Annotated in this window: 19 protein-coding genes; 12 read left to right on the top strand and 7 right to left on the bottom strand. The window is 36.4% G+C overall.

All coding sequences use genetic code 11. The features are described 5' to 3' along the window. Positions 1–66 precede the first annotated feature (66 nt). A complete protein-coding gene (gene gapN / locus V7S50_RS24950; RefSeq protein ID WP_242255924.1) occupies positions 67–1,506 on the bottom strand; it encodes an NADP-dependent glyceraldehyde-3-phosphate dehydrogenase in 1,440 nt (479 codons plus the stop codon). Between the two features lie 590 nt (positions 1,507–2,096). On the opposite strand from gapN, the gene V7S50_RS24945 reads away from it, so the two are divergent. The 5 genes from V7S50_RS24945 (at position 2,097) to V7S50_RS24925 (ending at position 8,373) form a co-directional block, all read left to right on the top strand. Next, positions 2,097–3,857, top strand: a complete 1,761-nt coding sequence (locus V7S50_RS24945; protein WP_242255926.1) for an ABC transporter ATP-binding protein — start codon at positions 2,097–2,099, stop codon at positions 3,855–3,857. Then, entirely contained in the window at positions 3,854–5,854 is a 2,001-nt protein-coding gene (locus tag V7S50_RS24940) for an ABC transporter ATP-binding protein (protein WP_063223809.1), read from the top strand. Before V7S50_RS24945 ends, V7S50_RS24940 begins: the two co-directional genes overlap by 4 nt. A gap of 273 nt (positions 5,855–6,127) precedes the next feature. Next, entirely contained in the window at positions 6,128–6,925 is a 798-nt protein-coding gene (locus V7S50_RS24935; RefSeq protein WP_242255927.1) for an amino acid ABC transporter substrate-binding protein, read from the top strand. Then, positions 6,912–7,610, top strand: a complete 699-nt coding sequence (locus tag V7S50_RS24930) for an amino acid ABC transporter permease (protein ID WP_242255958.1) — start codon at positions 6,912–6,914, stop codon at positions 7,608–7,610. The genes V7S50_RS24935 and V7S50_RS24930 overlap by 14 nt, the downstream gene beginning before the upstream one ends. A 28-nt stretch (positions 7,611–7,638) precedes the next feature. Beyond that, positions 7,639–8,373 carry an amino acid ABC transporter ATP-binding protein gene (locus tag V7S50_RS24925; RefSeq protein ID WP_063223813.1) on the top strand — a complete coding sequence of 245 codons (735 nt, stop codon included), beginning with the start codon at positions 7,639–7,641 and terminating at the stop codon, positions 8,371–8,373. 50 nt (positions 8,374–8,423) lie between these two features. On the opposite strand, the gene sasP is transcribed toward V7S50_RS24925, so the two are convergent. Continuing rightward, entirely contained in the window at positions 8,424–8,627 is a 204-nt protein-coding gene (sasP, locus tag V7S50_RS24920; RefSeq protein ID WP_000013339.1) for a small acid-soluble spore protein, SasP family, read from the bottom strand. A gap of 371 nt (positions 8,628–8,998) precedes the next feature. Between sasP and V7S50_RS24915 the strand changes: the two genes are divergently transcribed. Beyond that, positions 8,999–9,244 carry a hypothetical protein gene (locus V7S50_RS24915; RefSeq protein WP_242255929.1) on the top strand — a complete coding sequence of 82 codons (246 nt, stop codon included), beginning with the start codon at positions 8,999–9,001 and terminating at the stop codon, positions 9,242–9,244. 16 nt (positions 9,245–9,260) lie between these two features. Here the strand turns inward: V7S50_RS24915 and V7S50_RS24910 are convergent, their stop codons facing one another. Together V7S50_RS24910 and V7S50_RS24905 are read right to left on the bottom strand one after the other, a co-directional pair. Then, on the bottom strand, positions 9,261–10,721 hold the full coding sequence (locus V7S50_RS24910) for a YheC/YheD family endospore coat-associated protein (protein ID WP_242255931.1): 1,461 nt from the start codon (positions 10,719–10,721) through the stop codon (positions 9,261–9,263). A gap of 20 nt (positions 10,722–10,741) precedes the next feature. Then, positions 10,742–11,794 carry a YheC/YheD family protein gene (locus tag V7S50_RS24905; protein ID WP_242255933.1) on the bottom strand — a complete coding sequence of 351 codons (1,053 nt, stop codon included), beginning with the start codon at positions 11,792–11,794 and terminating at the stop codon, positions 10,742–10,744. A 134-nt stretch (positions 11,795–11,928) separates the two neighbouring features. Between V7S50_RS24905 and V7S50_RS24900 the strand changes: the two genes are divergently transcribed. Together V7S50_RS24900 and V7S50_RS24895 are read left to right on the top strand one after the other, a co-directional pair. Next, the gene (locus V7S50_RS24900) at positions 11,929–13,065 is read left to right on the top strand and encodes a DUF445 domain-containing protein (RefSeq protein ID WP_242255936.1); all 1,137 of its coding nucleotides are present in this window, start codon (positions 11,929–11,931) and stop codon (positions 13,063–13,065) included. A 142-nt stretch (positions 13,066–13,207) separates the two neighbouring features. Next, entirely contained in the window at positions 13,208–13,564 is a 357-nt protein-coding gene (locus tag V7S50_RS24895) for a YlbF/YmcA family competence regulator (RefSeq protein WP_060629704.1), read from the top strand. Positions 13,565–13,606: 42 nt separating this feature from the next. On the opposite strand, the gene V7S50_RS24890 is transcribed toward V7S50_RS24895, so the two are convergent. Both V7S50_RS24890 and V7S50_RS24885 read right to left on the bottom strand, forming a co-directional pair. Further along, the gene (locus V7S50_RS24890) at positions 13,607–14,203 is read right to left on the bottom strand and encodes an NDxxF motif lipoprotein (RefSeq protein WP_242255938.1); all 597 of its coding nucleotides are present in this window, start codon (positions 14,201–14,203) and stop codon (positions 13,607–13,609) included. A gap of 21 nt (positions 14,204–14,224) precedes the next feature. Next, positions 14,225–14,785 (bottom strand): HAAS signaling domain-containing protein, encoded by a 561-nt coding sequence (locus V7S50_RS24885; protein ID WP_242255941.1) that lies wholly within the window; start codon positions 14,783–14,785, stop codon positions 14,225–14,227. 399 nt (positions 14,786–15,184) lie between these two features. Between V7S50_RS24885 and alsS the strand changes: the two genes are divergently transcribed. Both alsS and alsD read left to right on the top strand, forming a co-directional pair. Next, entirely contained in the window at positions 15,185–16,873 is a 1,689-nt protein-coding gene (gene alsS, locus V7S50_RS24880; protein ID WP_242255943.1) for an acetolactate synthase AlsS, read from the top strand. A gap of 16 nt (positions 16,874–16,889) precedes the next feature. Next, positions 16,890–17,648, top strand: coding sequence for an alpha-acetolactate decarboxylase (gene alsD / locus V7S50_RS24875; RefSeq protein ID WP_242255945.1), 759 nt, complete (start codon positions 16,890–16,892; stop codon positions 17,646–17,648). Positions 17,649–17,786: 138 nt separating this feature from the next. Here the strand turns inward: alsD and V7S50_RS24870 are convergent, their stop codons facing one another. Beyond that, complete coding sequence (locus tag V7S50_RS24870; protein WP_242255947.1) at positions 17,787–18,404, bottom strand: DNA-3-methyladenine glycosylase; 618 nt, start codon at positions 18,402–18,404, stop codon at positions 17,787–17,789. A gap of 134 nt (positions 18,405–18,538) precedes the next feature. On the opposite strand from V7S50_RS24870, the gene V7S50_RS24865 reads away from it, so the two are divergent. Continuing rightward, entirely contained in the window at positions 18,539–19,411 is an 873-nt protein-coding gene (locus V7S50_RS24865) for a Cof-type HAD-IIB family hydrolase (RefSeq protein ID WP_242255949.1), read from the top strand. A gap of 383 nt (positions 19,412–19,794) precedes the next feature. Next, the coding region (locus V7S50_RS24860; RefSeq protein ID WP_336376602.1) for a SpaA isopeptide-forming pilin-related protein at positions 19,795–22,589 on the top strand (2,795 nt) is incomplete at its 3' end.

Genomic DNA, 22,589 nt, shown 5'->3' with positions numbered 1-22,589 from the left:
CTGTTTTTTGAAGTATGTATACAAAAAGAAGCTGATCTAAAACTAGATCAGCTTCTACATATAAGATTAAACGAAGTTTAATACAGTTACTTTTTCGCGTGTCATAGACTCAAGGCTCTTACGAATACCTTGTGCGCCCATACCTGAACCTTTTACACCGATGAATGGGAAGTGGTCAGGGCCGCGCTCTGTGCGTCCGTTAATTTGAACAGAACCAGTTTCGATTTTGTTAGCAATTGCAAATGCTTTGTTAATGTCTTTAGTGAAGACACTTGCTTGCAGGCCGAACTCTGATTTGTTAGCAATTTCAATTGCTTGTTCATCTGAAGAAACACGGATGATTGGAAGGATTGGGCCGAATGGCTCTTCCCAAGCAACTTTCATTTCTTCTGTTACGTGGTCGATTAATGTTGGGTAAATTAAATTACGCTCACGTTTGTTACCGATAACGATCGTTGCACCTTTTTCAACAGCGTCGTCAACTAAACCTTGAACGAAGTCAGCAGATTTGTCGTCGATTAATGGAACGATTGTGCTGTCTTGTTCTGGAGATCCAACTGATAGATCAGCTACTTGCGCTTTTAATAAGCTAACAAGCTCGTCCGCTACGTTTTCGTGTACAAGTACACGTTTAATAGCTGTACAACGTTGACCAGAGTAAGAGAATGCACCGCTTACGATATGGTTTGCAGCGTCTTGTAAGTCAGCATCTTCACGAACGATACCAGGGTCTTTACCACCAAGTTCTAATACAAGTGGAATCATTGAAGCTTTTTTCGCTAAATGTTTACCTGTGTTTGTACCACCTGTGAACGATACCATATTGATGCCTTCGTGTTCTACTAAGTAGTCACCAATTACAGAACCACGTCCTGTCGCTACGTTTACAAGACCTTTTGGAAGGCCAGCTTTATGAAGTGCTTCAACCATTTTAATACCGCTAATTGCACCTTGAGTTGCTGGTTTAAAAATAACAGCGTTACCCATAATTAATGCTGGTGCAAGTTTTGCAGCAGATAAGTTTACTGGGTAGTTAAATGGTGCGATTGCTAATACAACACCAAGTGGTGCACGTTGGATGATCGCAAGTTTAGATTTCGTTCCGCCAGGGAAGCTATCGCCCATCATGCTTTCTCCGTGCATATGTAAAGCTTCTTCGATTGTGTAACGAATAAAGTCAGCTGTACGAACAACTTCTTTCTTCGCATCTTTATATCCTTTACCGACTTCTTTCATAATGATATCGGCAATTTCATCTTGCATATTTACGAGCTCATCAGCCCATTTATATAAATACTTTGCGCGATCTTGTAGAGAAGCTTCCGCCCATGATTTTTGAGCTTCTTTTGCAGATGCAATTGCTTCATCTACTTCTCCGCGAGTAATTGCTTGTACTTGTCCAATTACTTCGTGTAAGTATGGAGATGGAATTTCAATTGTCTCTCCTGAAGAGCTTTCTCTCCATTCTCCGTTTAAATAAAATTTGTACGTATTGCTAGTTGTCATGATTAGTCCTCCTAAAATAGCAACTTGTAAGAGTGAGTATAAGGTGATTGTAGGGGGTTTGATAACATTTTTCAAATGAAATGTTTGTGAAAACGATTTCTTATTCTTTTTTTATTTTGTATGCCCTTTCTTACAGAAGATTCCCTTATTTCAAAATGGTGTATTATATATTTTTGTTTAATGTGTGAAAAAACAATTGACAGAATACTCAATAAAGTTGTAAGATTATAAATGGAAAATAAATGAAGGGGGTGTGCGTAATGATTGTAATCGTAAATGTAAAGGGCTTAGCTCTGTTAAATGGCAGAAAACATTTATATCATTACGCAACCCGTGCGGATATATAGGGCATCTTTGTCTTATAAAAAGCGTACGTTGCGTATATCGTAACGTACGCTTTTTATGCATTTTTGTGCATATCGTCAAGCGACGGTATGCTTTTTTTTGTTTATTTTCCATGTTACTATATAAAATTTTGGAAGGTGGAAAAATGTGATGAGATTGTATGGGTTACGAAATGTAAATGTGATGGGTCTGGATAGCGGATAAAGAAATGAGATTGAAACGAGAACGAGAAGGGAGAGGTTACATTGTTATCAGTATTACTAAAGTTAAAATGGTTTTTTCAAGAGCATTGGAAGAGATATAGTATCGCCATTGGAGCTCTTTTAATTGTGAATATAGTTGAGGTTATTCCCCCGAAAGTGTTAGGGGTTACGATTGATAATATAAAAACAGGAACGTTAACGAAAGAAGCAATTATGCAGTCTATTCTTATTTTAATAGGGGTTACAATCGTTGGATATGGTCTTACTTTTGTGTGGCAACATCAATTGTTTGGCGGAGCATTCGTACTTGAGAAAACGATGCGTTCTAAATTTATGGGGCATTTACTTAAGATGACGCCAACATTTTATCAAAAAAATCGTACTGGTGATTTAATGGCGAGAGCGACAAACGATTTAAAAGCAATCGCTATGACAGCTGGTTTCGGTATATTAACGCTCGTTGATTCTAGTTTATATATGCTTACGATTGTCTTTATGATGGGATTTACAATTAGTTGGGAGCTTACATTTGCGGCACTTATACCGCTTCCGATTATGGCGTATGCAATGAATATATATGGAAAGAAATTGCATGAAAGATTTACAGTTGCGCAAGATGCGTTCGGTGATATGAACGATAAAGTACTAGAGTCAATAGCTGGTGTGCGCGTGATTCGTGCATACGTACAAGAAAATGCAGATCAAGAAAGATTTCATCATTTAGGAGATGACGTCTACGAAAAAAATATGAAGGTAGCTAGAATTGATGCACTATTCCAACCAACTGTGAAAATGCTTGTTGGCCTTAGTTATTTAATTGGTTTAGTGTACGGCGCATATCTTGTATTTCAATCAAAGGTGACACTTGGCGAACTTGTTTCCTTTAACGTGTATTTAGGGATGATGATTTGGCCGATGTTTGCAATTGGCGAATTAATTAATGTTATGCAAAGAGGAAATGCTTCATTAGATCGTGTGAATGAAACGTTAGCGTATGAACCAGATGTGAAAAATCCCGAAAATCCAAAGCTTGTACAAGAGCCGGATTATATTCAGTTTGATGACGTTACCTTTTCATATCCTTCATCAACTGAAACAAATTTAAAGAAGGTTTCGTTTACATTAAAACAAGGGGAAACACTTGGGGTTGTTGGAAAAACAGGAAGCGGAAAAACGACACTCGTACGTCAGCTTCTTCGCCAATATCCGCTTGGAGATGGGGATATTGCAGTCTCTGATGTGACGTTAGATAAAATAACGAATGAAAATGTACTTGGATGGATTGGTTATGTACCGCAGGAGCATATTTTGTTCTCTAAAACAGCGAAGGAAAATATTTTGTTTGGGAACAGGGAAGCGACGGAAGAAGAGCTTGAGAAAGCAATTGAAATTGCGGCGTTTAAAAAGGATTTAGAGTTTTTACCAGAAGGGTTAGAAACGCTCGTTGGAGAGAAAGGTGTTTCTTTATCAGGAGGGCAAAAACAAAGGATCTCGATTGCGCGAGCTGTTATTCAAAATCCAGAAATTTTAATTTTGGATGATTCTTTATCAGCTGTTGATGCTCGTACAGAAGCAGCGATTATCGAAAATATAAGAACAGAAAGAAGTGGAAAAACGACGATTATTACGACGCACCGTTTATCAGCCGTACAGCATGCGGATTGGATTCTGGTTATGGATGAAGGTGAAGTAATAGAAGAGGGTACGCATGATCAGCTTATCAAAAGCGGAGGCTGGTATGCGGAGCAGTTTGAAAGACAACAAGGTGAAAGTGAAAGTGCAGATAGTGGGGTGAAAATATGAGCGTTTCAAAACGATTGTTTCAATATGCGATGAAAGTGAAAGGAACGATTTTTGCAGCGATGCTAATGTTATTTATTTTCGTCATAGCAGAGCTTGCTGGTCCTTTCGTCGCGAAAACGATGATTGACGATCATATCGTTGGAATAGAGAAACCTTGGTATGAAACAGAAAAGAGTGAAGAGGCTGTTTCGTATAATGGCACCTTTTATAAGCGAAGCGATCGCTTTGAAGAAGGGGAGAAAAAAGGAAAAGAAGTACGCGTGATGCAGGTCGGTTTTCAATATTATTTTGTACCGAATAAAGTGAATGTTGAAGGATCACGTACTGTAAAAGGTGATATGATTACCGTTCAAAATGGTAAGGCAGTGCAAGTGTATAAAGCGAAAGCATTAACGAAAGAAGAAGTATTTGCGTTTTATAAACCAGAAATAAACCGTTTATTATTACTTGGTGGTGGCTATTTTGCTTTATTAGTAGTCGTGTCATTGTTTGCATATGGAAAGCAGTTCTTCTTGCAGAAGGCAGCGAACAAAATTATTCAAATTATGAGGGAAGATGTGTTTTCTCATATTCAAACGTTGCCGATTCGTTATTTCGATCATTTACCAGCAGGGAAAATTGTGTCGCGTGTAACGAATGATACGGAAGCCATTCGTGATTTATATGTAACGGTGCTGGCAACATTCGTTTCTAGTATCATCTATATTATTGGGATATTCGCTGCGCTATTTTTACTCGATGTAAAGTTGGCAACGTTATGTTTACTCATCATCCCAATTTTAATTGTTTGGGCTATTTTATATAGAAAGTATGCGTCTGTATACAATCATAAAATGCGTTCACGTTTATCAGATATTAACGGAACAGTGAATGAATCCATTCAAGGGATGCCGATTATTCAAGCGTTCCGTCAAGAGCGTGAAACGAAAAAAGAGTTTGAAGAATTAAATGGCGATTATTTTAAGTATCAAAATAAAATTTTGAATTTAAATGCCGCAACTTCGCATAACTTAGTGTCTGTATTAAGAAATATCGCTTTCACAGGTGTGATTTGGTATTTTGGTGGTGCTTCATTAAGTGCTACAGGCGTCATTTCTCTAGGGATACTGTATGCGTTCGTTGATTATTTAACACGATTGTTCTCACCAATTACAAATATGGTAAATCAGCTTGCTAACTTAGAACAATCGCGTGTTGCATCAGAACGTGTTTTTGAATTGTTAGAGGAAAAAGGGGAAGCGGTAGAAGAGGAGCGTATGCCTCGCTTACAAGGGAACGTGAAATTTGATAATGTGTCGTTTTCTTATAATGGAAAAGATGAAGTGTTAAAAAATATTTCTTTTGAAGCGAAACAAGGCGAGACAGTGGCACTTGTCGGTCATACTGGATCAGGAAAAAGTTCCATTATGAATGTACTCTTTCAGTTTTATGAGTTTGAAAAAGGAAAGCTTACAATTGACGGTCACGACGTAAAAGAGATGCCAAAACAAGCAACTCGTGAACATATGGGAATCGTATTGCAAGATCCGTTTTTATTTAGCGGGACAGTAGCATCTAATGTTAGCTTAGAGAATGAAAAAATTTCAAAAGAGCGTATTGTAAAAGCATTGCGTGACGTTGGTGCTGAAAGATTTGCGAACAATATAAATGAAGAAATTACAGAAAAGGGAAGCACACTTTCTACTGGAGAACGTCAGCTTATTTCTTTTGCTAGGGCACTTGCTTTTGATCCAGCCATTTTAATTTTAGATGAAGCGACATCTAGTATTGATACAGAGACAGAAGCGATGATTCAACAAGCACTAGAAGTTGTGAAAAAAGGAAGAACGACATTTATTATTGCTCACCGACTTTCAACAATTAAAAGTGCAGATCAAATTATTGTGCTTGATAGAGGGACCATTTTGGAAAAAGGTTCTCATGATGAACTAATGAAAAAGCGCGGGCGTTATTACGATATGTACAAAACGCAAATGGAAGGAAATCAGAGCGCTTAATATGCACGGGGGGAGAACTTGCGATTTTCGCAAGTTCTTTTTTTAGTGAATCACGGTAGTTAAATAAGAAGTATTATTTTACCTTTCCTACAATAAATGCTATATTAAAAAATGTTACTTATTTTTTGTATGTAGCATTATTTTTCCCTTTTGTTTGATTATGAAGAAAAAGGATAAACTAAATAAGAACATTTTCATTGAAAAATTGTTCAAGATTGCATACAATCAATATAGTTTTTAAATTCCTATCAGAATACTTGGAGGATTACCATCATGAAAAAATTATTTTCAGTACTTGCAGTAACTACATTAGCGATCGGGATTATAGCGGGCTGCGGTAAAGAAGAGAAAAAAGATACAGCTAGTCAAGACGCGTTACAAAAGATTAAACAAAGCGGTGAACTTGTAATTGGTACAGAAGGTACATATCCACCATTTACATTCCACGATTCAAGCAATAAATTAACTGGATTCGATGTTGAATTAGCAGAAGAAGTTTCAAAACGTTTAGGAGTAAAGCCTGTATTTAAAGAAACACAATGGGATAGCTTACTTGCTGGTTTAGATGCAAAACGTTTTGATATGGTTGCGAATGAAGTTGGTATTCGTGAAGATCGTCAAAAGAAATATGACTTCTCTAGCCCATACGTTTCCTCTTCAGCGGTATTGGTTATTGCAAAAGATAAAGATAAACCTGCTACATTTGCTGATGTAAAAGGATTAAAAGCAGCACAATCTTTAACAAGTAACTATGCAGATATTGCTAAGAAAAATGGCGCGGAAATCACGAATGTAGAAGGCTTTAGCCAAGCGGCAGAATTATTAAACACTGGCCGTGTTGATTTCACAATTAATGATAAATTATCAGTGTTAAACTATTTAGAAACGAAAAAAGATGCAAAAATTAAAATTGTAGATACAGAAAAAGAAGCGTCACAAAGTGGATTCTTATTCCGTAAAGGTAGCGACAAGCTAGTACAAGAAGTAAACAAAGCGTTAGAAGATATGAAAAAAGACGGTACGTACGACAAAATAGCGAAAAAATGGTTCGGTGAAAATGTATCTAAGTAGTGCATTGGCTTCAGATCGATTGTCTACTTGGATAGATATTATGCAGTCTTCCTTCATGCCTATGCTGAAGGAAGCTGTTTTTACAACAATTCCATTAACGCTTATTACATTTATTATCGGGATTATACTTGCGACGTTAACGGCGCTTGCACGTATTTCAGGTAGTTGTATTTTACAATGGATTGCTCGTATCTATGTATCTATCATTCGCGGAACGCCACTTCTTGTACAATTATTTATTATTTTCTATGGTCTTCCAACTCTTAATATTGAAGTTGAGCCATATACAGCAGCAGTTATTGGATTTTCATTAAATGTCGGTGCATATGCATCTGAAATTATTCGTGCTTCGATTCTTTCCATTCCGAAAGGGCAGTGGGAAGCAGCTTATACAATTGGGATGACATACCCGCAAGCGTTAAAACGTGTTATTTTACCACAAGCAACGCGCGTATCAATCCCGCCGCTTTCAAATACATTTATTAGCTTAGTGAAAGATACTTCATTAGCATCGTTAATTTTAGTAACAGAAATGTTCCGAAAAGCGCAGGAAATTGCGGCAATGAACTACGAGTTTTTAATTGTTTATTTTGAAGCAGGTCTTATTTATTGGGTTATTTGTTTCTTACTATCAATCGTACAGCAGATGTTAGAGAAGCGTTCAGAACGCTACACGTTAAAATAATCCTTTTACAAAAGGAGTTTTTGTTTTTATGATTTCAATTCAGCACTTACAAAAAAGTTTCGGAGATAATACCGTACTAAAGCATATAGATTTAACAGTTGAGAAGGGCGAAGTTGTTGTTATTATTGGACCGTCTGGATCTGGAAAAACGACATTCTTACGCTGTCTCAATGTGCTAGAAACGCCGAACGCTGGTAGTATCAGCATCGGTAATAAAGAGCTCGATTTCTCTCAAAAAGTATCGAAGAAAGATATTGTAAACCTTCGTACACAAACAGGTATGGTATTCCAGCACCATAACTTATTCCCGCATTTAACAGCACTTCAAAATGTAATGGAAGGTCTCGTTACAGTGAAAAAGATGGGGAAAGAAGAAGCGAAGAAAAAAGCAAACTACTTCCTTGAAAAAGTTGGTCTTGCGGATAAAGTAGACTTATATCCGTTCCAATTATCAGGCGGACAACAACAGCGCGTTGGAATTGCTCGCGCGCTTGCGATGGAGCCGGAAGTGTTACTATTTGATGAACCGACGTCAGCACTTGATCCTGAACTCGTTCAAGAAGTTCTGAAAGTAATGAAAGAACTTGCTAAAGAAGGCATGACGATGGTTATTGTAACGCACGAAATGCGCTTTGCACATCAAATTGCGAACCGTGTTATTTTCATGGATGGCGGTGTCGTTGTCGAACAAGGTACACCAGAAGATGTATTTACAAATCCAAAAGAAGAACGCACGAAGAAGTTTTTACAAATGTTGCAGTAAATAAGGAAGGTCTCAAGGCATATGCCTTGAGACCTTTTTGCCATATATATTTATTTTTGGAATCCGCCAAGGCTTTGCTCAGCCATTGCAACTAGACGTTTTGTAATTTCTCCACCAACAGAACCGTTAGCACGAGCCGTAGAATCTGCTCCTAATTGTACACCAAATTCTTGAGCGATTTCGTACTTCATTTGGTCGATTGCAGCTGTTGCTCCTGGTACTACTAATTGATTTGAAGAATTTTGGTTTGCCATAGGAATATATCCTCCTTAGAGTTATAAAAATTTTTTTTGGTTGGACTAGCTGGAGTTGAACCAGATTATCGCCCCGTTGGCGCTAATCCATCGGTAATTAAGTTTGTACTCATAGTATGGATGTTACCTAGAAAGATATACAAAAAAATAATTTGTAAATTTTGTAAAAAAATCTTAGTGATTTCGTAAAGTATGAAATAAGAGTAATCGTTGTATTTTTTAGAAAGAAGGCTAAACTAAGAGCAATATGAAATATATTTTTCTTTTTGTATCCTGCTATTGTGAGGCAAATCATTAACTTCTTATTTTAAGTAAGAATAGGGCAAGCCGCTCCTATACGTAGCTAGATACAATTATATGGAGGAATCGTGATGGGAATTTGCCCGCTTTGCAACGCATTAGAATCACAAACATATTCTTGTCAAAATTGCCAAGGTATACTCCAAGATTATGGGAAGGCTGTAGATTACATAGACGATTATAGTGCGTATATGGACCAAGAATTATTAAGTGCAGTAGATGGATTAACAAATAATAATTCAAATGAATACTGCAATCATATTTTTTATTGCGGAGTATGTAATGTGGAAACAGAGGTTGTAGTAAAACTTGTATAAATAGAAAACTTCCACCTTATGAATGAGGTGGAAGTTTTTGTTTTCGTATTTGTGAGTGAATCATAGGGGACGGGATATGCTCGGTGCTTGAGGAAGACGCTGATTTTATTTGAGACATTTTTTCTTTTGCATCGCGCAAAGAATGCTCAGTTAAGTAGATGGCATATTCGTAAAATAATTGGCGCGTCAGTTCACTTTGTTCTTTTAACTTTTCATCTTGGAATACAGTTCGCCCAGGTTTAGAATTTGCTTCAAAGAGCCACGGGTTTTCCTGCGTGTCTAAACCGATATCAAAACCAATTTCTCCAATATTTCCGGTTACTTGTTCATCGAGCGCGTAACTAATTTGTAAGGCTGTATGTTTTAATTTATTTTCAATTTGAACTTGTTTTGTTGAATCTGGAAAAAGTTCTTGCAGTAATTTTGTATCACCACCGCTATTTACATGCGTTGTTAAGCTACCTTTGCCAGCAATTTTTGCGACGATTGCACTGACCATCCATTGCCCGAAATGATTTTTATTTGTATGAATGCGGAAATCAACAGGTTGCCCGTCGAAGCGAAGTAAGGAAATACCTTGTTGTACGATAAACTTTTTTAAATCATGTCCTTTTAACACATGGTTCAGAAGCGTTTCTAATGATTGGTACTTTCTTAGTTTATTTTCTTCATTTTCGCGATAACGACAGTAGTAGCAATTCTCTGTTTGAGAATAAAATAGTTGATGAATATTTCTACCGAAGCTACCATGAATCGGTTTCATGTAAATGGATTTATACGTTCCAAGAAATCGTTCAACTTGTTCGAAGTGCTGAAATGTTTCTGTGTTTGGTAATAACGGCACAATGGATTCATCTTTCATAAGAAGTTGATGCACTTCCCATTTATTAAAAAAACCTGGGTTAAACCATGGAATAGCATAGTCATGCTCTAATTTTCTTTTTGCCCTTACGATTGGTTTATAATTTTCGGCTTTCCGATTTGGTAATCGGTCATAAATGACATTCGGCAAAGGGACTTTTTTCTTTATCCACTGCTGCTCTTGAAAGAAATATCCCTCAATTGTTTCGTCTTCCCAGTCAATATGTTGCACACCAAAAACAAATACAAATGGTCGCAAAGTGAATGGCGGCGTTAGTAACTCGCCAAGAGAAGTTGAACGGTTTCCTAAAGGATTAGAAGAGTCATCGTTAAAACCAGTTGTAAAAATCCCGATTAATGGTCCGAAAATAATGGTTTCATTTTGAGTGAATGCATGGATAGTAGTGGAATGAGGAAGTAAAAGCCTTTCTGCAATTTGTTGTCCGATAATGATTTCACGAGTAAAGGAATAATGAATTTTTACATCTTCACTTGCAACATGGCGTACGCCGAAGGAAAGGGATGTAATAGGTGGTGTAATGGAAAAAATATAAGGTAAAGTAATACTATTTGGATGCTCATTAGAAATGTTTAATGTATATATGTGCTCTTTCAAAATGGGTTTACCCCCTTTCATTATGGTGTGAAGCGACTAAATTTTAGTGGTCCATGATATATTTTTTCGGCTAATGAATCACTATGACGAATGTAATGTTCGTACGGGGGAATCGTGTTGACATACATAAGCCAAATAGCCCCCTTTTGATCCATAATGGTGGAAAGCTCTAGCTCGAATAATGAAGAGTAAGATTGATCTAGTGTTTGAAACACTTCATTTATAATGTCTTGTAAAGCGTCTTGTAATAGTTGTACACCGGTACTAGATAGTACGTATTTAATTTTTGAAAATGAATGCAGCGAGGAATCATCCGTTGCCGAAAGTAAAAGTTGATTTGGAAATGAGCTTTTTTGTATAAATTGACCGATAACGTTCCACTCTCGTTCTTTATTTTTTTGCAAAATGGTTCGAATATGGAGTGGGTATGTTAATTGATTTGGTGATTGTAGCATGGTATGGGTGATGTAACGTACTGAACGTATATTAGATTTGTACCAAGATATAAATTCATCAGTCCGTTTAATTGGAGTAGAAGTATGATAGGCGTCATTTATTGTATCAATATGAAACGTTTTATTTTTATAAGCGACCCGGTACAGACTATCATTGGAATGTGTATGAGTAGGACGTATAATAATATCTTTTGTTTTTAATAACAGTTTGAAAACGTTTTGTATCGTTGCTATTTCAAATTTTGGTATATAAGGAGATAATTTTTTATTCGTGAGAAATACATCATGTAGTTCGCTTAAGTCAATGAGTGTGTTATTTAAAAAGGTAGTGGAAGGACGGTTGTGTAATGAGTGAATAATTGACTTTGCTTTTTCGAGGTCTGTTTCCTCGTTAAAAGAAGAACGATCGTATATATAAGAAGGAATAGGGAATATTTGTTCTTTCCATTTTCCTGTATCCGTATCATAAATCAGACCAGAAATAAGATCTGTTTTAGGATCAATACCAAATGGCGTAAACTGGGCAACGACATTATGATAAAGCCGAGCACGTTTAGCGATTTCGGTGTAATACGTTTGCTCATAATGAGGCCAGCAAGTTAAAATACCGAGAACCAACGAAATCACTCCTTTACTAACAAAATGTTGACATAATAGGAGAAGCTATATATTGCAAATACGTTTTTATACCATTATACTTTTGTCCGTATGATGATATGCTATAGTTTTGGAGAAGCGAAAGGTTGATTGTAATGAATATATGGTTAAGTATGTTAACGACGACAGGGCTCGGAGCAATTATTGGGGGATTCACAAATCATTTAGCGATAAAAATGTTATTTCGTCCTCATCGCCCTATTTATATTGGTAAGTTTCAAGTGCCATTTACACCAGGATTAATTCCGAAGCGCCGTGATGAGCTTGCTGTTCAATTAGGGAAAATGGTTGTAGAGCATTTGTTAACGCCAGAAGGAATCGGAAAGAAGTTAACAAATGAAGAGTTTCAAAAAGGTTTAATCCAATGGGCACAAGTAGAAGTGGATAAAGTAATTACGAATGAACAGTCGTTAAGACAAATGTTAGAAAAATGGAACGTAGCGCATGTAGAAAAAGAGGCAACCGGGAAAATCGAACATGTGATTACAGAAAAAATAGAGGCATTTTTAGCGGAGTACTATACATATACATGGGAACAAGCCTTACCTCATTCTGTTCATGAAAAAATAGAGAATGCGATCCCAAATGTCTCGGCGTTTATTTTAGAGCGAGGAATTAGTTTTTTTGAAAGTGAAGAAGGGAAAGCTCGTCTTTCCAAAATGATTGATGATTTCTTTGCTTCCAGGGGAACGCTGCTTAACTTAGTCGGAATGTTTTTAGGGAATGTAAGTGTAGTGGATCGTGTGCAGCCAGAAGTTATTAAGTTTTTAGGGCAAGATGGCACGAAACAACTTTTAACTGATGTACTGCAAAAAGAGTGGGAGAAGTTAAAAGGAAAAGATGTAAAAGAGTTAGAAACGTTTGTAGAAAAAGAAATGATTGTAAGCTCCATATTGTCAGCAGTTAAAGTTGAGGAAACAGTGAGTAAGTTTTTAAACCAATCTGTACAGCAAGTATGTGAGCCAGTTCGAGAAACAATTATTGAAAAGGTAGTCCCGAATGCAGTAACGAAAGGCTTGAAGTGGGGAACAGAAAATGTAGCGAGTATATTAAATAATCTTCACCTTGCGGAAATCGTCCAGCAAGAAGTATCCACATTTTCAACGGAGAGACTAGAAGATTTAGTTCTGTCCATTACAAAAAATGAACTAAAAATGATTACGTATTTGGGAGCATTATTAGGCGGAATGATCGGACTCGTGCAAGGATTGCTATTGTTGTTTCTTAGATAATAAGGTGAGTACATAGAAATAAAAGTGAAATTTCTTCACATCTCTTGCATAGTTTGATATGGTAAGAAGAGGTGCGTATGTAAATGCACGTAAAAGGCAGTGCGAGAGAAAAGCGCTAGCCTTCTAAAGGAGGAAAAATAAAATGACAAAAAACATTCATGATGTAGCATATGAATTACAAAAAGCAATCGCTGAAAACGATGATTTCAAAACGTTAAAAGAGAGCTACGCAGCAGTTCAAGCTGATGCAGCTTCAAAGAACTTATTCGATGAGTTCCGTACAATGCAACTTAGCCTACAACAAAAAATGATGCAAGGTCAAGAAATCACTGAAGAAGACAACCAACAAGCACAAGAAGTTGTAGTTCGCATTCAACAAGATGCTAAAATTACAAAGTTAATGGAAACTGAGCAACGCTTAAATACAGTTATCACTGACGTTAACAAAATTATCATGAAGCCACTTGAAGAATTATATAACGCGCAACAACAAGCGTAATGAGAGAAGACGCTCCTAGTATAGGGGCGTCTTTTTTGTTTGTTATTTGTGGAAATACTCAGTCTCAATATTCTTCTCCTTCAAAAACTTTTCAATTTCTTTTTGCTTCCTACCATTAACTTTCTCAAAGCGTTTTGTAAAAGAAAAATCAGTCTTGAACAAGTTACCATCTTCAGCGAGTTTGTCTAATTCTTGCTCTAGTTCTACTGAAAGTGCCGTAGACGCTGAAATGTAATCATGAATTTCCTTTGAAGGCTGTTTATAATCATTAGGGATCGTATTGTTATTAATAAAATTAAGGAAATTCGCATCGTTTTGTTGCGCTAAATCTACTAGTTGTTTTAATTTCTCCCGAACGGATTCCGTGACTTCTTCGTCAGACATGGTTGACGAAAGTGGAACGATGTTTTTGTCTAACTCTCCGCTATAATCTAAATAAGTTTTTATATTTTGTTCCATCTCGTCTTCATTAATAGTTTCATTCTTTTTTGAAGAAGTGAATATAGTTTCTGGAATTTTAACCGTAACATCTTTAATAGATTGTACATCGTTTTCTTTCTTATGTTGTACACTGTTTGAACAAGCTGATAGAAATAAAATTGTAAGTAACGTGAGTAGGTATAAAATATACTTTTTCATATTAATCTCCTTTTACATTCATTAGTATCTTTGTAAAATAGCTATATTCCATTTCAAATACTTTACTAAAAGTGCGTATATATGTTTGACCATTTGATAACATATGACGGATATGAGTAAACCGACGCAAAAAGCGATGAACACATTATAAACATCGGAATAACTAATTTGATGAAACCCTTTAAAGAATCCTAATCCTATTAATAAAATAGGTGAAATAATTAATAATGGAGTGGCAATGATAAGTGCTAGAAGAATCGGTAATAAAAAGAGTAGTACGAAAAAGGCGATAATGATAAAGGTAAAGTTTAAAACACTTAAGCTCATAACAGAAAATAGTGCGGTTATCATATTTTTAACGCTTCGTTTCTTGTCAGCATTGCTTATTGCATAGGAAACAGTAAGTTCTTTAGCAATAGTTTTAGGGTTTCCTAGTTTTTTAGAAATTTCCTCTTCAGATTTTCCATCTTGTTTACCACTGATAAAATGGGTTTCATACTCCGAAATAATATCTTTCTTCTCTGCATTAGGCATATTCCGCAGGGAAGAACCAAGTTGTTCTAAAAATTCACTTTTGTTCATAACAATCACTTTCCTTTATTGAATGATGAATTAAAGTTGAGAATGCTATATTTTGAAAGGGGGATACGAATTATAAAGTGCATTCCAATTAATGGGTATTCCAATATTTACAAATATATCATTTGCTAGTGTTCTTTGCAAGGTACTGTGAAGTTTTTAATACTGTAACGAAATGGAAGTTTCTCTTACATTTTTAGAGAAGTTATAAAAATATTATTTTAGGATAAACAAAGAGTTGTAAGCGCATTCTCTATTGGTTGTCAAAATAATGTCATATTCATATTCTTGGAAAAATAATGCATTTGTAATATAATGATAAATAATACTTCACCACATTAATTAACTAGGTGAAATTAAAAATCTTTATTACACACATTATGAAATAAAGGAATGATTAGTTTGAGTACAGATGTAAAAGCAAACGACGTGAAGACAAAAACAAAAGGAGCAGATCTTGTTGTTGATTGTTTAATTAAACAAGGTGTTACACATGTTTTCGGTATTCCAGGAGCGAAGATTGACTCTGTATTTGATGTACTGCAAGAAAGAGGACCAGAGTTAATTGTTTGTCGTCATGAACAAAACGCAGCATTTATGGCAGCCGCGATTGGTAGATTAACAGGGAAACCGGGTGTGTGTCTTGTAACTTCAGGACCAGGGACATCAAATTTAGCGACCGGTCTTGTTACTGCGAATGCGGAGAGTGATCCCGTTGTTGCTTTAGCTGGTGCAGTTCCGCGTACTGATAGATTGAAACGTACGCATCAATCTATGGATAATGCTGCACTATTCGAACCAATCACAAAATATAGCGTAGAAGTAGAGCATCCTGATAATGTGCCAGAAGCACTATCAAATGCATTCCGAAGTGCGACTTCTACAAATCCAGGCGCTACTTTAGTAAGTCTTCCGCAAGATGTTATGACTGCGGAAACGACTGTAGGGTCTATCGGTGCGCTTTCTAAGCCACAGCTCGGAATCGCTCCCACACATGATATTACATATGTAGTAGACAAAATAAAATCAGCGAAATTACCAGTTATTTTACTTGGTATGAGAGCAAGCACAAATGAAGTAACGAAAGCTGTTCGTGAATTAATTGCGGATACAGAACTTCCTGTCGTTGAAACATATCAAGCAGCTGGTGCCATTTCACGTGAGTTAGAAGATCATTTCTTCGGCCGCGTTGGATTATTCCGTAACCAACCAGGTGATATTTTACTAGAAGAAGCAGACCTTGTTATTTCTATCGGTTATGATCCAATCGAGTATGATCCAAAGTTTTGGAATAAACTTGGAGATAGAACAATTATTCATCTTGATGACCATCAAGCAGATATCGACCATGATTACCAACCAGAGCGTGAATTAATTGGCGATATTGCCTTAACTGTAAATAGCATCGCAGAAAAATTACCGAAACTTGTATTAAGTACGAAATCAGAAGCAGTGTTAGAAAGATTACGCGCGAAATTATCAGAACAAGCAGAAGTTCCAAACCGTGCTTCGGAAGGTGTTACGCATCCGCTTCAAGTTATTCGAACACTTCGTTCTTTAATTGATGACGATACAACTGTTACGTGCGATATCGGTTCCCATTACATTTGGATGGCAAGATGTTTCCGTTCTTATGAACCACGTCGACTATTATTTAGTAACGGTATGCAAACGTTAGGTGTTGCACTTCCTTGGGCAATTGCTGCTACTTTAGTAGAACCAGGTAAGAAAGTAGTTTCTGTATCAGGTGACGGTGGTTTCTTATTCTCAGCGATGGAGTTAGAAACAGCAGTACGTTTAAATTCTCCAATCGTACATCTTGTATGGAGAGATGGTACGTATGATATGGTTGCGTTCCAACAAATGATGAAATACGGTAGAACATCAGCTACAGAGTTCGGTGATGTTGATATTGTGAAATATGCAGAAAGTTTCGGTGCGACAGGTCTTCGTGTTAACGCGCCTGATGAATTAGAAAGTGTATTAAAATCCGCGCTAGCAGCAGACGGTCCTGTCATTATTGATATTCCAATCGATTACCGTGACAACATTAAATTAAGCGAGAAATTATTACCAAACCAATTAAACTAATGGAGGCAGATTTGAGATGACTGTTGCGCAATTAATTGATATTGATGCAAAAAGAACGAAAACGAATAACGAAGTATATCAAACATCTACAATGCTTGCGCTATTAGATGGTATATATGACGGTGTGATTAGCTTTGAGGAACTAAAAGAACGTGGTGATTTCGGCATCGGTACATTTGATCAATTAGATGGTGAAATGATCGCATTTGATAATGAGTTTTATCATTTACGTTCAGACGGTTCAGCAGAAAAAGTAGAACCAGAAGAAACAACACCGTTTGCGACTGTAACGTTTTTTGAAAAAGAAATGAGTTATACAGTAGAGCGTCCGATGAATCGCGAAGAAGTTGAAGCATTATTACATGAATTAATGCCTAGTAAAAACTTATTTTATGCGATTCGAATGGATGGTACGTTCCGTGAAATAAGAACGAGAACTGTTCCAAGACAAGAAAAACCGTATACACCGCTCGTTGAAGTGACGAAATCACAACCAATCTTTTCATTTAAAGATACAGAAGGTACGCTAGCTGGATTTTGGACACCAGATTATGCGCAAGGTATTGGGGTAGCTGGTTTCCACTTACATTATATTGATGATGAAAGAAGCGGAGGCGGACATGTTTTCGACTATGTTGTTGAAAACTGTACGATCCAAATTTGTCAAAAAGCTCATATGCATTTAGCACTTCCAGAAACAGCTGACTTTATGGCGGCTGAATTATCTAGAGAAAATTTAGAGGATAATATTGCGACTGCGGAAGGTGCGGAGTAAAAGGGAGGGACTGTTCCATTTTGGAACAGTCTTCTTTTATTCGTAATGTCATTATTTGTCGGTAAGTCGATATTCCTTGTCGAATCGTTGGTATATTTTTAGTTATGATAGATATATTTGAAAAATCGTTGATATCGTTTATTTCTTTGAAACAAACGGATGCCCCTCATAATAAAAACGCCACGGATAATGTACAGCTTCTTCTGCATAGTCGATGTTAATACGAGGTCCTGCTGTTATTTTATATTGTGATGATATGTGTTCTTCTTCTGGGACGAGTTCAATATGCAATGTGTCACTTTGTAATGATACGCCTCGTTCTTCTAAAGTAATTCCGAGTGCACGGCATAGTTTGCCAGGGCCATTTGTTAAATTTTTATACTGCGCCTTTGTAATGTCGGTTTTGTTGTAGCGTGCTAGTTTTATTTCTTCTATTCCATCTACTGGTTCAAGGGCTCGAATGAGCACGCCTTGCGGGGTACCAATTGGCGCTGTAATGACGTTAAAACAATGATACATACCGTAAATTAAATATACGTAAGCATGTCCTGGTGCACCAAACATAACTTCCGTGCGATCTGTTCGTCTGCCGCCGTGACTATGTGCGGCTTTATCATCGGGACCTTTATATGCCTCTACTTCAACAATGATGCCGCTTCGCTTTATTCCGTCTACAATATGAACCAGCTTTTGTCCGAGTAATTTCTTTGCTATTTCTAACGTATCGCCTTCATAAAAGGAAGGAGGTGCCTGCATTGTACTATCTCCTTTACTGAGTGTATATGTATATAGTAAACCAAATTTTCAGTAGTAATTCTAACTCGTTCTATTTGCTACATTTATTTCATAAATTATGGATAGAGTACAACAGCGAAGAGGGGGAGTGCGACATGATTTATCGCTTACTAGCTCTTAACATAGATGGGACACTACTATACAACAACGGAAAAATTGCAAAAGGATTAAGAGAAACAATTGAATTTGTGAAAAGAAAAGACGTATACGTTACATTATTTACGAGCCGTAATTTTCAATCTGCTCATAAAGTAGCAAAGGCGTTAAAATTAGATTCTATATTAGTGACACACGGTGGTGCTTTCGTTTCAGCAACGTTAGATAAGCCTTATGTTCAAAGAAGATTATCGGAAGAGAAGACGTTTAACATTGTGCAAGTATTAGAGCACTTTGATTGTAACGTCCGCATTTCTCATGAACGTTTTTCAATCGGAAATCGCGAGAGAAATACACCAAACTTAATTGCACGTACTGTGTTATCGAGTGCAGATCCGTTATTTTATCCAGTTCAATTTGTAGATTCATTAGGTGATGCGCTTCGTGATCATCCAGTAGCGGCGCCCAAAATTGATGTTCTTTTCCAAACAAAAGGTGAAAAAGAACGAGGGCTCAATACACTAGGAAAAGCGTTTCAAGATCTAGAGTATGTTGAATGTGATTCAAAACGAATAGAAATTTTGCCGCAAAACGTATCAAAATTACGTGGATTACAATTGCTTGGAGAGCATTTGAATATTTCGCTAAATGAAATGGTTGCGATTGGAGATAGCATGGAAGATTTAGAGGTAATTGAAAATGTAGGTCTCGGGGTAGCGATGGGAAACGCGCCTGTAGAGGTAAAACAAGCAGCCGACTGGATTACACGTTCAAATAGTGAGAACGGCGTAGAGTATATGATTAAAGAACATTTCCGTAAGCAATTCCCGCTTCCGTTTTTGAAAAATCATAAAAATACACCGAAACAATAAAGGAAAAACGTAGCTTTTGGCTACGTTTTTTATTGGTTTTATTCGAAAAGTGAAAGCGTTTTATAAAGGTGAATTGTGTCTAAAATGTATACAATTCACTTGAATCCTTTAGCAAACTATTGTAAAGTGGATGATGTTGCCAAAATAGTTACACCACATGAAATATTCTCCATGTTAATTTTATTGAGCTCCCATACGTAAAAAATACTTCGCATGTTAGTTTAGTTCACGTGTTATTTCAAAAATGAATTGTAGTAATATTATTAATTAGTTGTAGAGTTTCTTTGGTTTGTTTAAATGGATTATTTTAAGTTAATGTGAGTAAGACCTGGTACATATGAAATGAGCTTCTTTTCGTAAATCTAGGAATTTTAAAAGGGGGAATGAATTTTTTGACGAAATCATATAATCAAAAAATAAAAAAATTAAGTAGTAGTTTTATAGTCGTGTTACTAGTATGTATGAATTTTTTAATCCATTTACCAAATAAAGCAGAGGCAGCTACAACAGAATTAAAAGGTTTAGGTGATGTATCTTATTACAACGCCGTCATTTTTGGAGATCATAGTGCAACGAGTGCAGATATTGAAGGTGCGATGGCCATTCAAAAAAATATGAATGCATCAAGTTATACAGTCTTAGCAGCTGCAACTGGAGCACATAACTTAGCTGGAGCAACATGGGTAGAGGAAGGATATCCATCATTATTACTAGGTGGTCAATTTACGAAAGCGGGAACAGGACAAGTAATTGTTCAAGATGGAACAGTGGCGATGACAAAAGATGGTGACCCAGAAGGTGCAATGAAGTCATCATATGACCGTATTTCTTATAAAGAGCAAGCGGAGATTGATGCTAAATTTAAAGAGTTTAGAAAAGACGTTGATAGCGTAATTGAGGATGCGGGCCAATTACATACTGATAAACCAAAATCGGGTATGACCTTTGGGATCGGTGAAGATGTAAATAATCCTAATATTTACGTTTCTTCAGGACAAAATGGAAAGAAAACATTTGATGTAAAAGACGTTTTCCTTCCGAATGTAGACAATAAAGATTTTATTGTTATTTATTCAGATGCGGAAACAGTTAATTTTGCTAGTGGTGCAATTTTGTATGATACAAAAAACACTGGGATGGCAACAGACTTAATTAATACATCTCAAGCATACGACCCTAATTCATCTTTTACTGAGTTAGCTAGTAAAGTCATTTGGGTATTCCCTAATGCTAAAAAGATAACAACTAAAGGCTATGGTGTAGTAGGGAGTGTATTTGCACCTAATGCAGTTGTAGAGACAAAGGGTGGCTCTATTAACGGACAAGCCTTTGTTGGTGGATTACACCAAAGAGATGGCTTTGAGGTTCATAACTTTAAATTTAATTGGCCGAAATGGAATAAGCCAACAGCTGAAAAAGGAAATTTGCAAATTAAAAAAGTTGATGAAAACAATGAAAACATTGTTTTAAAAGACGCAAAATTTGATGTTATAGATAAAGAGAATAATGTTGTAGATACGGTTACAACAAACGAAAAGGGTATTGCGGAAGTTAAAGATTTACCATTTGGTGACTATTTTGTAAAAGAAATAAGTGCACCAGAGGGATATATAAAAATCGATACACCAGTAAAAGTAACAATTGATAGCACAAACGTAATGAAAATTGTTATGAAGAATACAAAAAAAGTAGAGACTGACCAATTTAAATTATTGAAAAAAGATAGTGAATCTGGTCAACTTCTACCAGGTGCAAAATTTGATGTTGTAGATAAAGATGGGAAAGTTGTGGAAACAATTATTACAGACGATAAAGGTGAAGCTTTATCGAAACAACTTCCAGTTGGAAGCTATACATTAAAAGAAGTAACAGCCCCGAAAGGGTATGAATTATCATCTAGTTCAGCTTCTGTTGATGTAGAGGCTAATAAAGTAGTTACTGTAGATGTGTTGAATAAAAAGATACAAGAAAAAGTAACAGGTCAATTTGAAATCGTAAAAGTAGATGCAAATGATAAAACGAAGCTATTATCGGACGCAGAATTCGCAGTGTATAAAGATGGTAAAGAAGTAGAGACATTACGAACAGATAAAACAGGTAAAGTAATCTCTCAGAAATTAGAACCAGGAACATACACATTAAAAGAAACGAAAGCACCACAGGGATATAAGTTGTTAAAAGAGGAAATTGAAGTCGTTGTGGAAGCAAATAAAGTGTTACAAGTACAAGTAGAAAATGCGAAAGAACTAGGAAGCTTACAAGTAATCAAAAAGGATGCAGAGAATGGAAAAGTTCTAGCAGACGCAGAATTTAAACTAAAAAACGAAGCTGGTCAAGTAGTTGGAGAAGCGAAAACAACGAATAAAGACGGTGTAGTAACATTCGAAAACTTAGTGCCAGGAAAGTATACGTTAGAAGAAACGAAAGCGCCAGAAGGCTACAAAGCAGTAGAAGTAACAGTGGAAGTAAACATTGTAGCAAATGAAGTAGTGAAACAAGAAGTATTGAATGAAAAAGTGAAAGAAAAGATTAAAGGTCAAGTAGAAATTACAAAGGTAGATGCTAATGATATAAATAAAACATTAGCAGGCGCAGTGTTTGAAATTTTGAAAGATGGAGTAAAAATAGACACATTAACATCAGATGAAAATGGTAAAGCAACTTCGAAAGAACTGGTTCCAGGAGATTATATTTTAAAGGAAGTTCAAGCGCCAGAAGGTTATGAGTTATCTGATAAGGAAATCGAATTTACGATTTCTAATCAAAAATTTGAAGTTGTAAAACTTCAAATTACAAATAAAAAAGAAACAGAGAAACCAGGTGAAGAAACAGGAAAACCAGGTGAAGAGACAGGAACACCGGGTGAAGAAACAGAAAAACCAGGTGAAGAAACAGGAAAACCAGGTGAAGAGACAGGAACACCGGGTGAAGAAACAGAGAAACCAGGTGAAGAAACAGGAAAACCAGGTGGAGAGACAGGAACACCGGGTGAAGAAACAGAGAAACCAGGTGAAGAAACAGAGAAACCAGGTGAAGAAACAGAGAAACCAGGTGAGGAAACAGAAAAACCAGGTGAGGAAACAGAAAAACCAGGTGAGGAGACAGAAAAACCAGGTGAGGAGACAGAAAAACCAGGTGAGGAAACAGAAAAACCAGGTGAGGAAACAGAAAAACCAGG

The sequence above is a fragment of the Bacillus sp. CCNWLW194 genome, from assembly GCF_037120585.1.
Classification (GTDB): Bacteria; Bacillota; Bacilli; order Bacillales; family Bacillaceae_G; genus Bacillus_A; species Bacillus_A basilensis.
The sequence above is the reverse complement of the archived record's forward strand: the minus strand, read 5'-3'. Positions and strand labels throughout refer to the sequence as shown.

Excerpts from the sequence above, each read along its gene's own strand:
- gapN (WP_242255924.1), bottom strand. The coding sequence starts at position 1,506 with ATGACAACTAGCAATACGTACAAATTTTATTTAAACGGAGAATGGAGA.
- V7S50_RS24895 (WP_060629704.1), top strand. The coding sequence starts at position 13,208 with ATGACAAAAAACATTCATGATGTAGCATATGAATTACAAAAAGCAATC.
- V7S50_RS24925 (WP_063223813.1), top strand. The coding sequence starts at position 7,639 with ATGATTTCAATTCAGCACTTACAAAAAAGTTTCGGAGATAATACCGTA.
- V7S50_RS24930 (WP_242255958.1), top strand. The coding sequence starts at position 6,912 with ATGTATCTAAGTAGTGCATTGGCTTCAGATCGATTGTCTACTTGGATA.
- V7S50_RS24865 (WP_242255949.1), top strand. The coding sequence starts at position 18,539 with ATGATTTATCGCTTACTAGCTCTTAACATAGATGGGACACTACTATAC.
- V7S50_RS24940 (WP_063223809.1), top strand. The coding sequence starts at position 3,854 with ATGAGCGTTTCAAAACGATTGTTTCAATATGCGATGAAAGTGAAAGGA.
- V7S50_RS24915 (WP_242255929.1), top strand. The coding sequence starts at position 8,999 with ATGGGAATTTGCCCGCTTTGCAACGCATTAGAATCACAAACATATTCT.
- V7S50_RS24900 (WP_242255936.1), top strand. The coding sequence starts at position 11,929 with ATGAATATATGGTTAAGTATGTTAACGACGACAGGGCTCGGAGCAATT.
- sasP (WP_000013339.1), bottom strand. The coding sequence starts at position 8,627 with ATGGCAAACCAAAATTCTTCAAATCAATTAGTAGTACCAGGAGCAACA.
- V7S50_RS24885 (WP_242255941.1), bottom strand. The coding sequence starts at position 14,785 with ATGAACAAAAGTGAATTTTTAGAACAACTTGGTTCTTCCCTGCGGAAT.
- V7S50_RS24890 (WP_242255938.1), bottom strand. The coding sequence starts at position 14,203 with ATGAAAAAGTATATTTTATACCTACTCACGTTACTTACAATTTTATTT.
- V7S50_RS24935 (WP_242255927.1), top strand. The coding sequence starts at position 6,128 with ATGAAAAAATTATTTTCAGTACTTGCAGTAACTACATTAGCGATCGGG.
- V7S50_RS24870 (WP_242255947.1), bottom strand. The coding sequence starts at position 18,404 with ATGCAGGCACCTCCTTCCTTTTATGAAGGCGATACGTTAGAAATAGCA.
- alsD (WP_242255945.1), top strand. The coding sequence starts at position 16,890 with ATGACTGTTGCGCAATTAATTGATATTGATGCAAAAAGAACGAAAACG.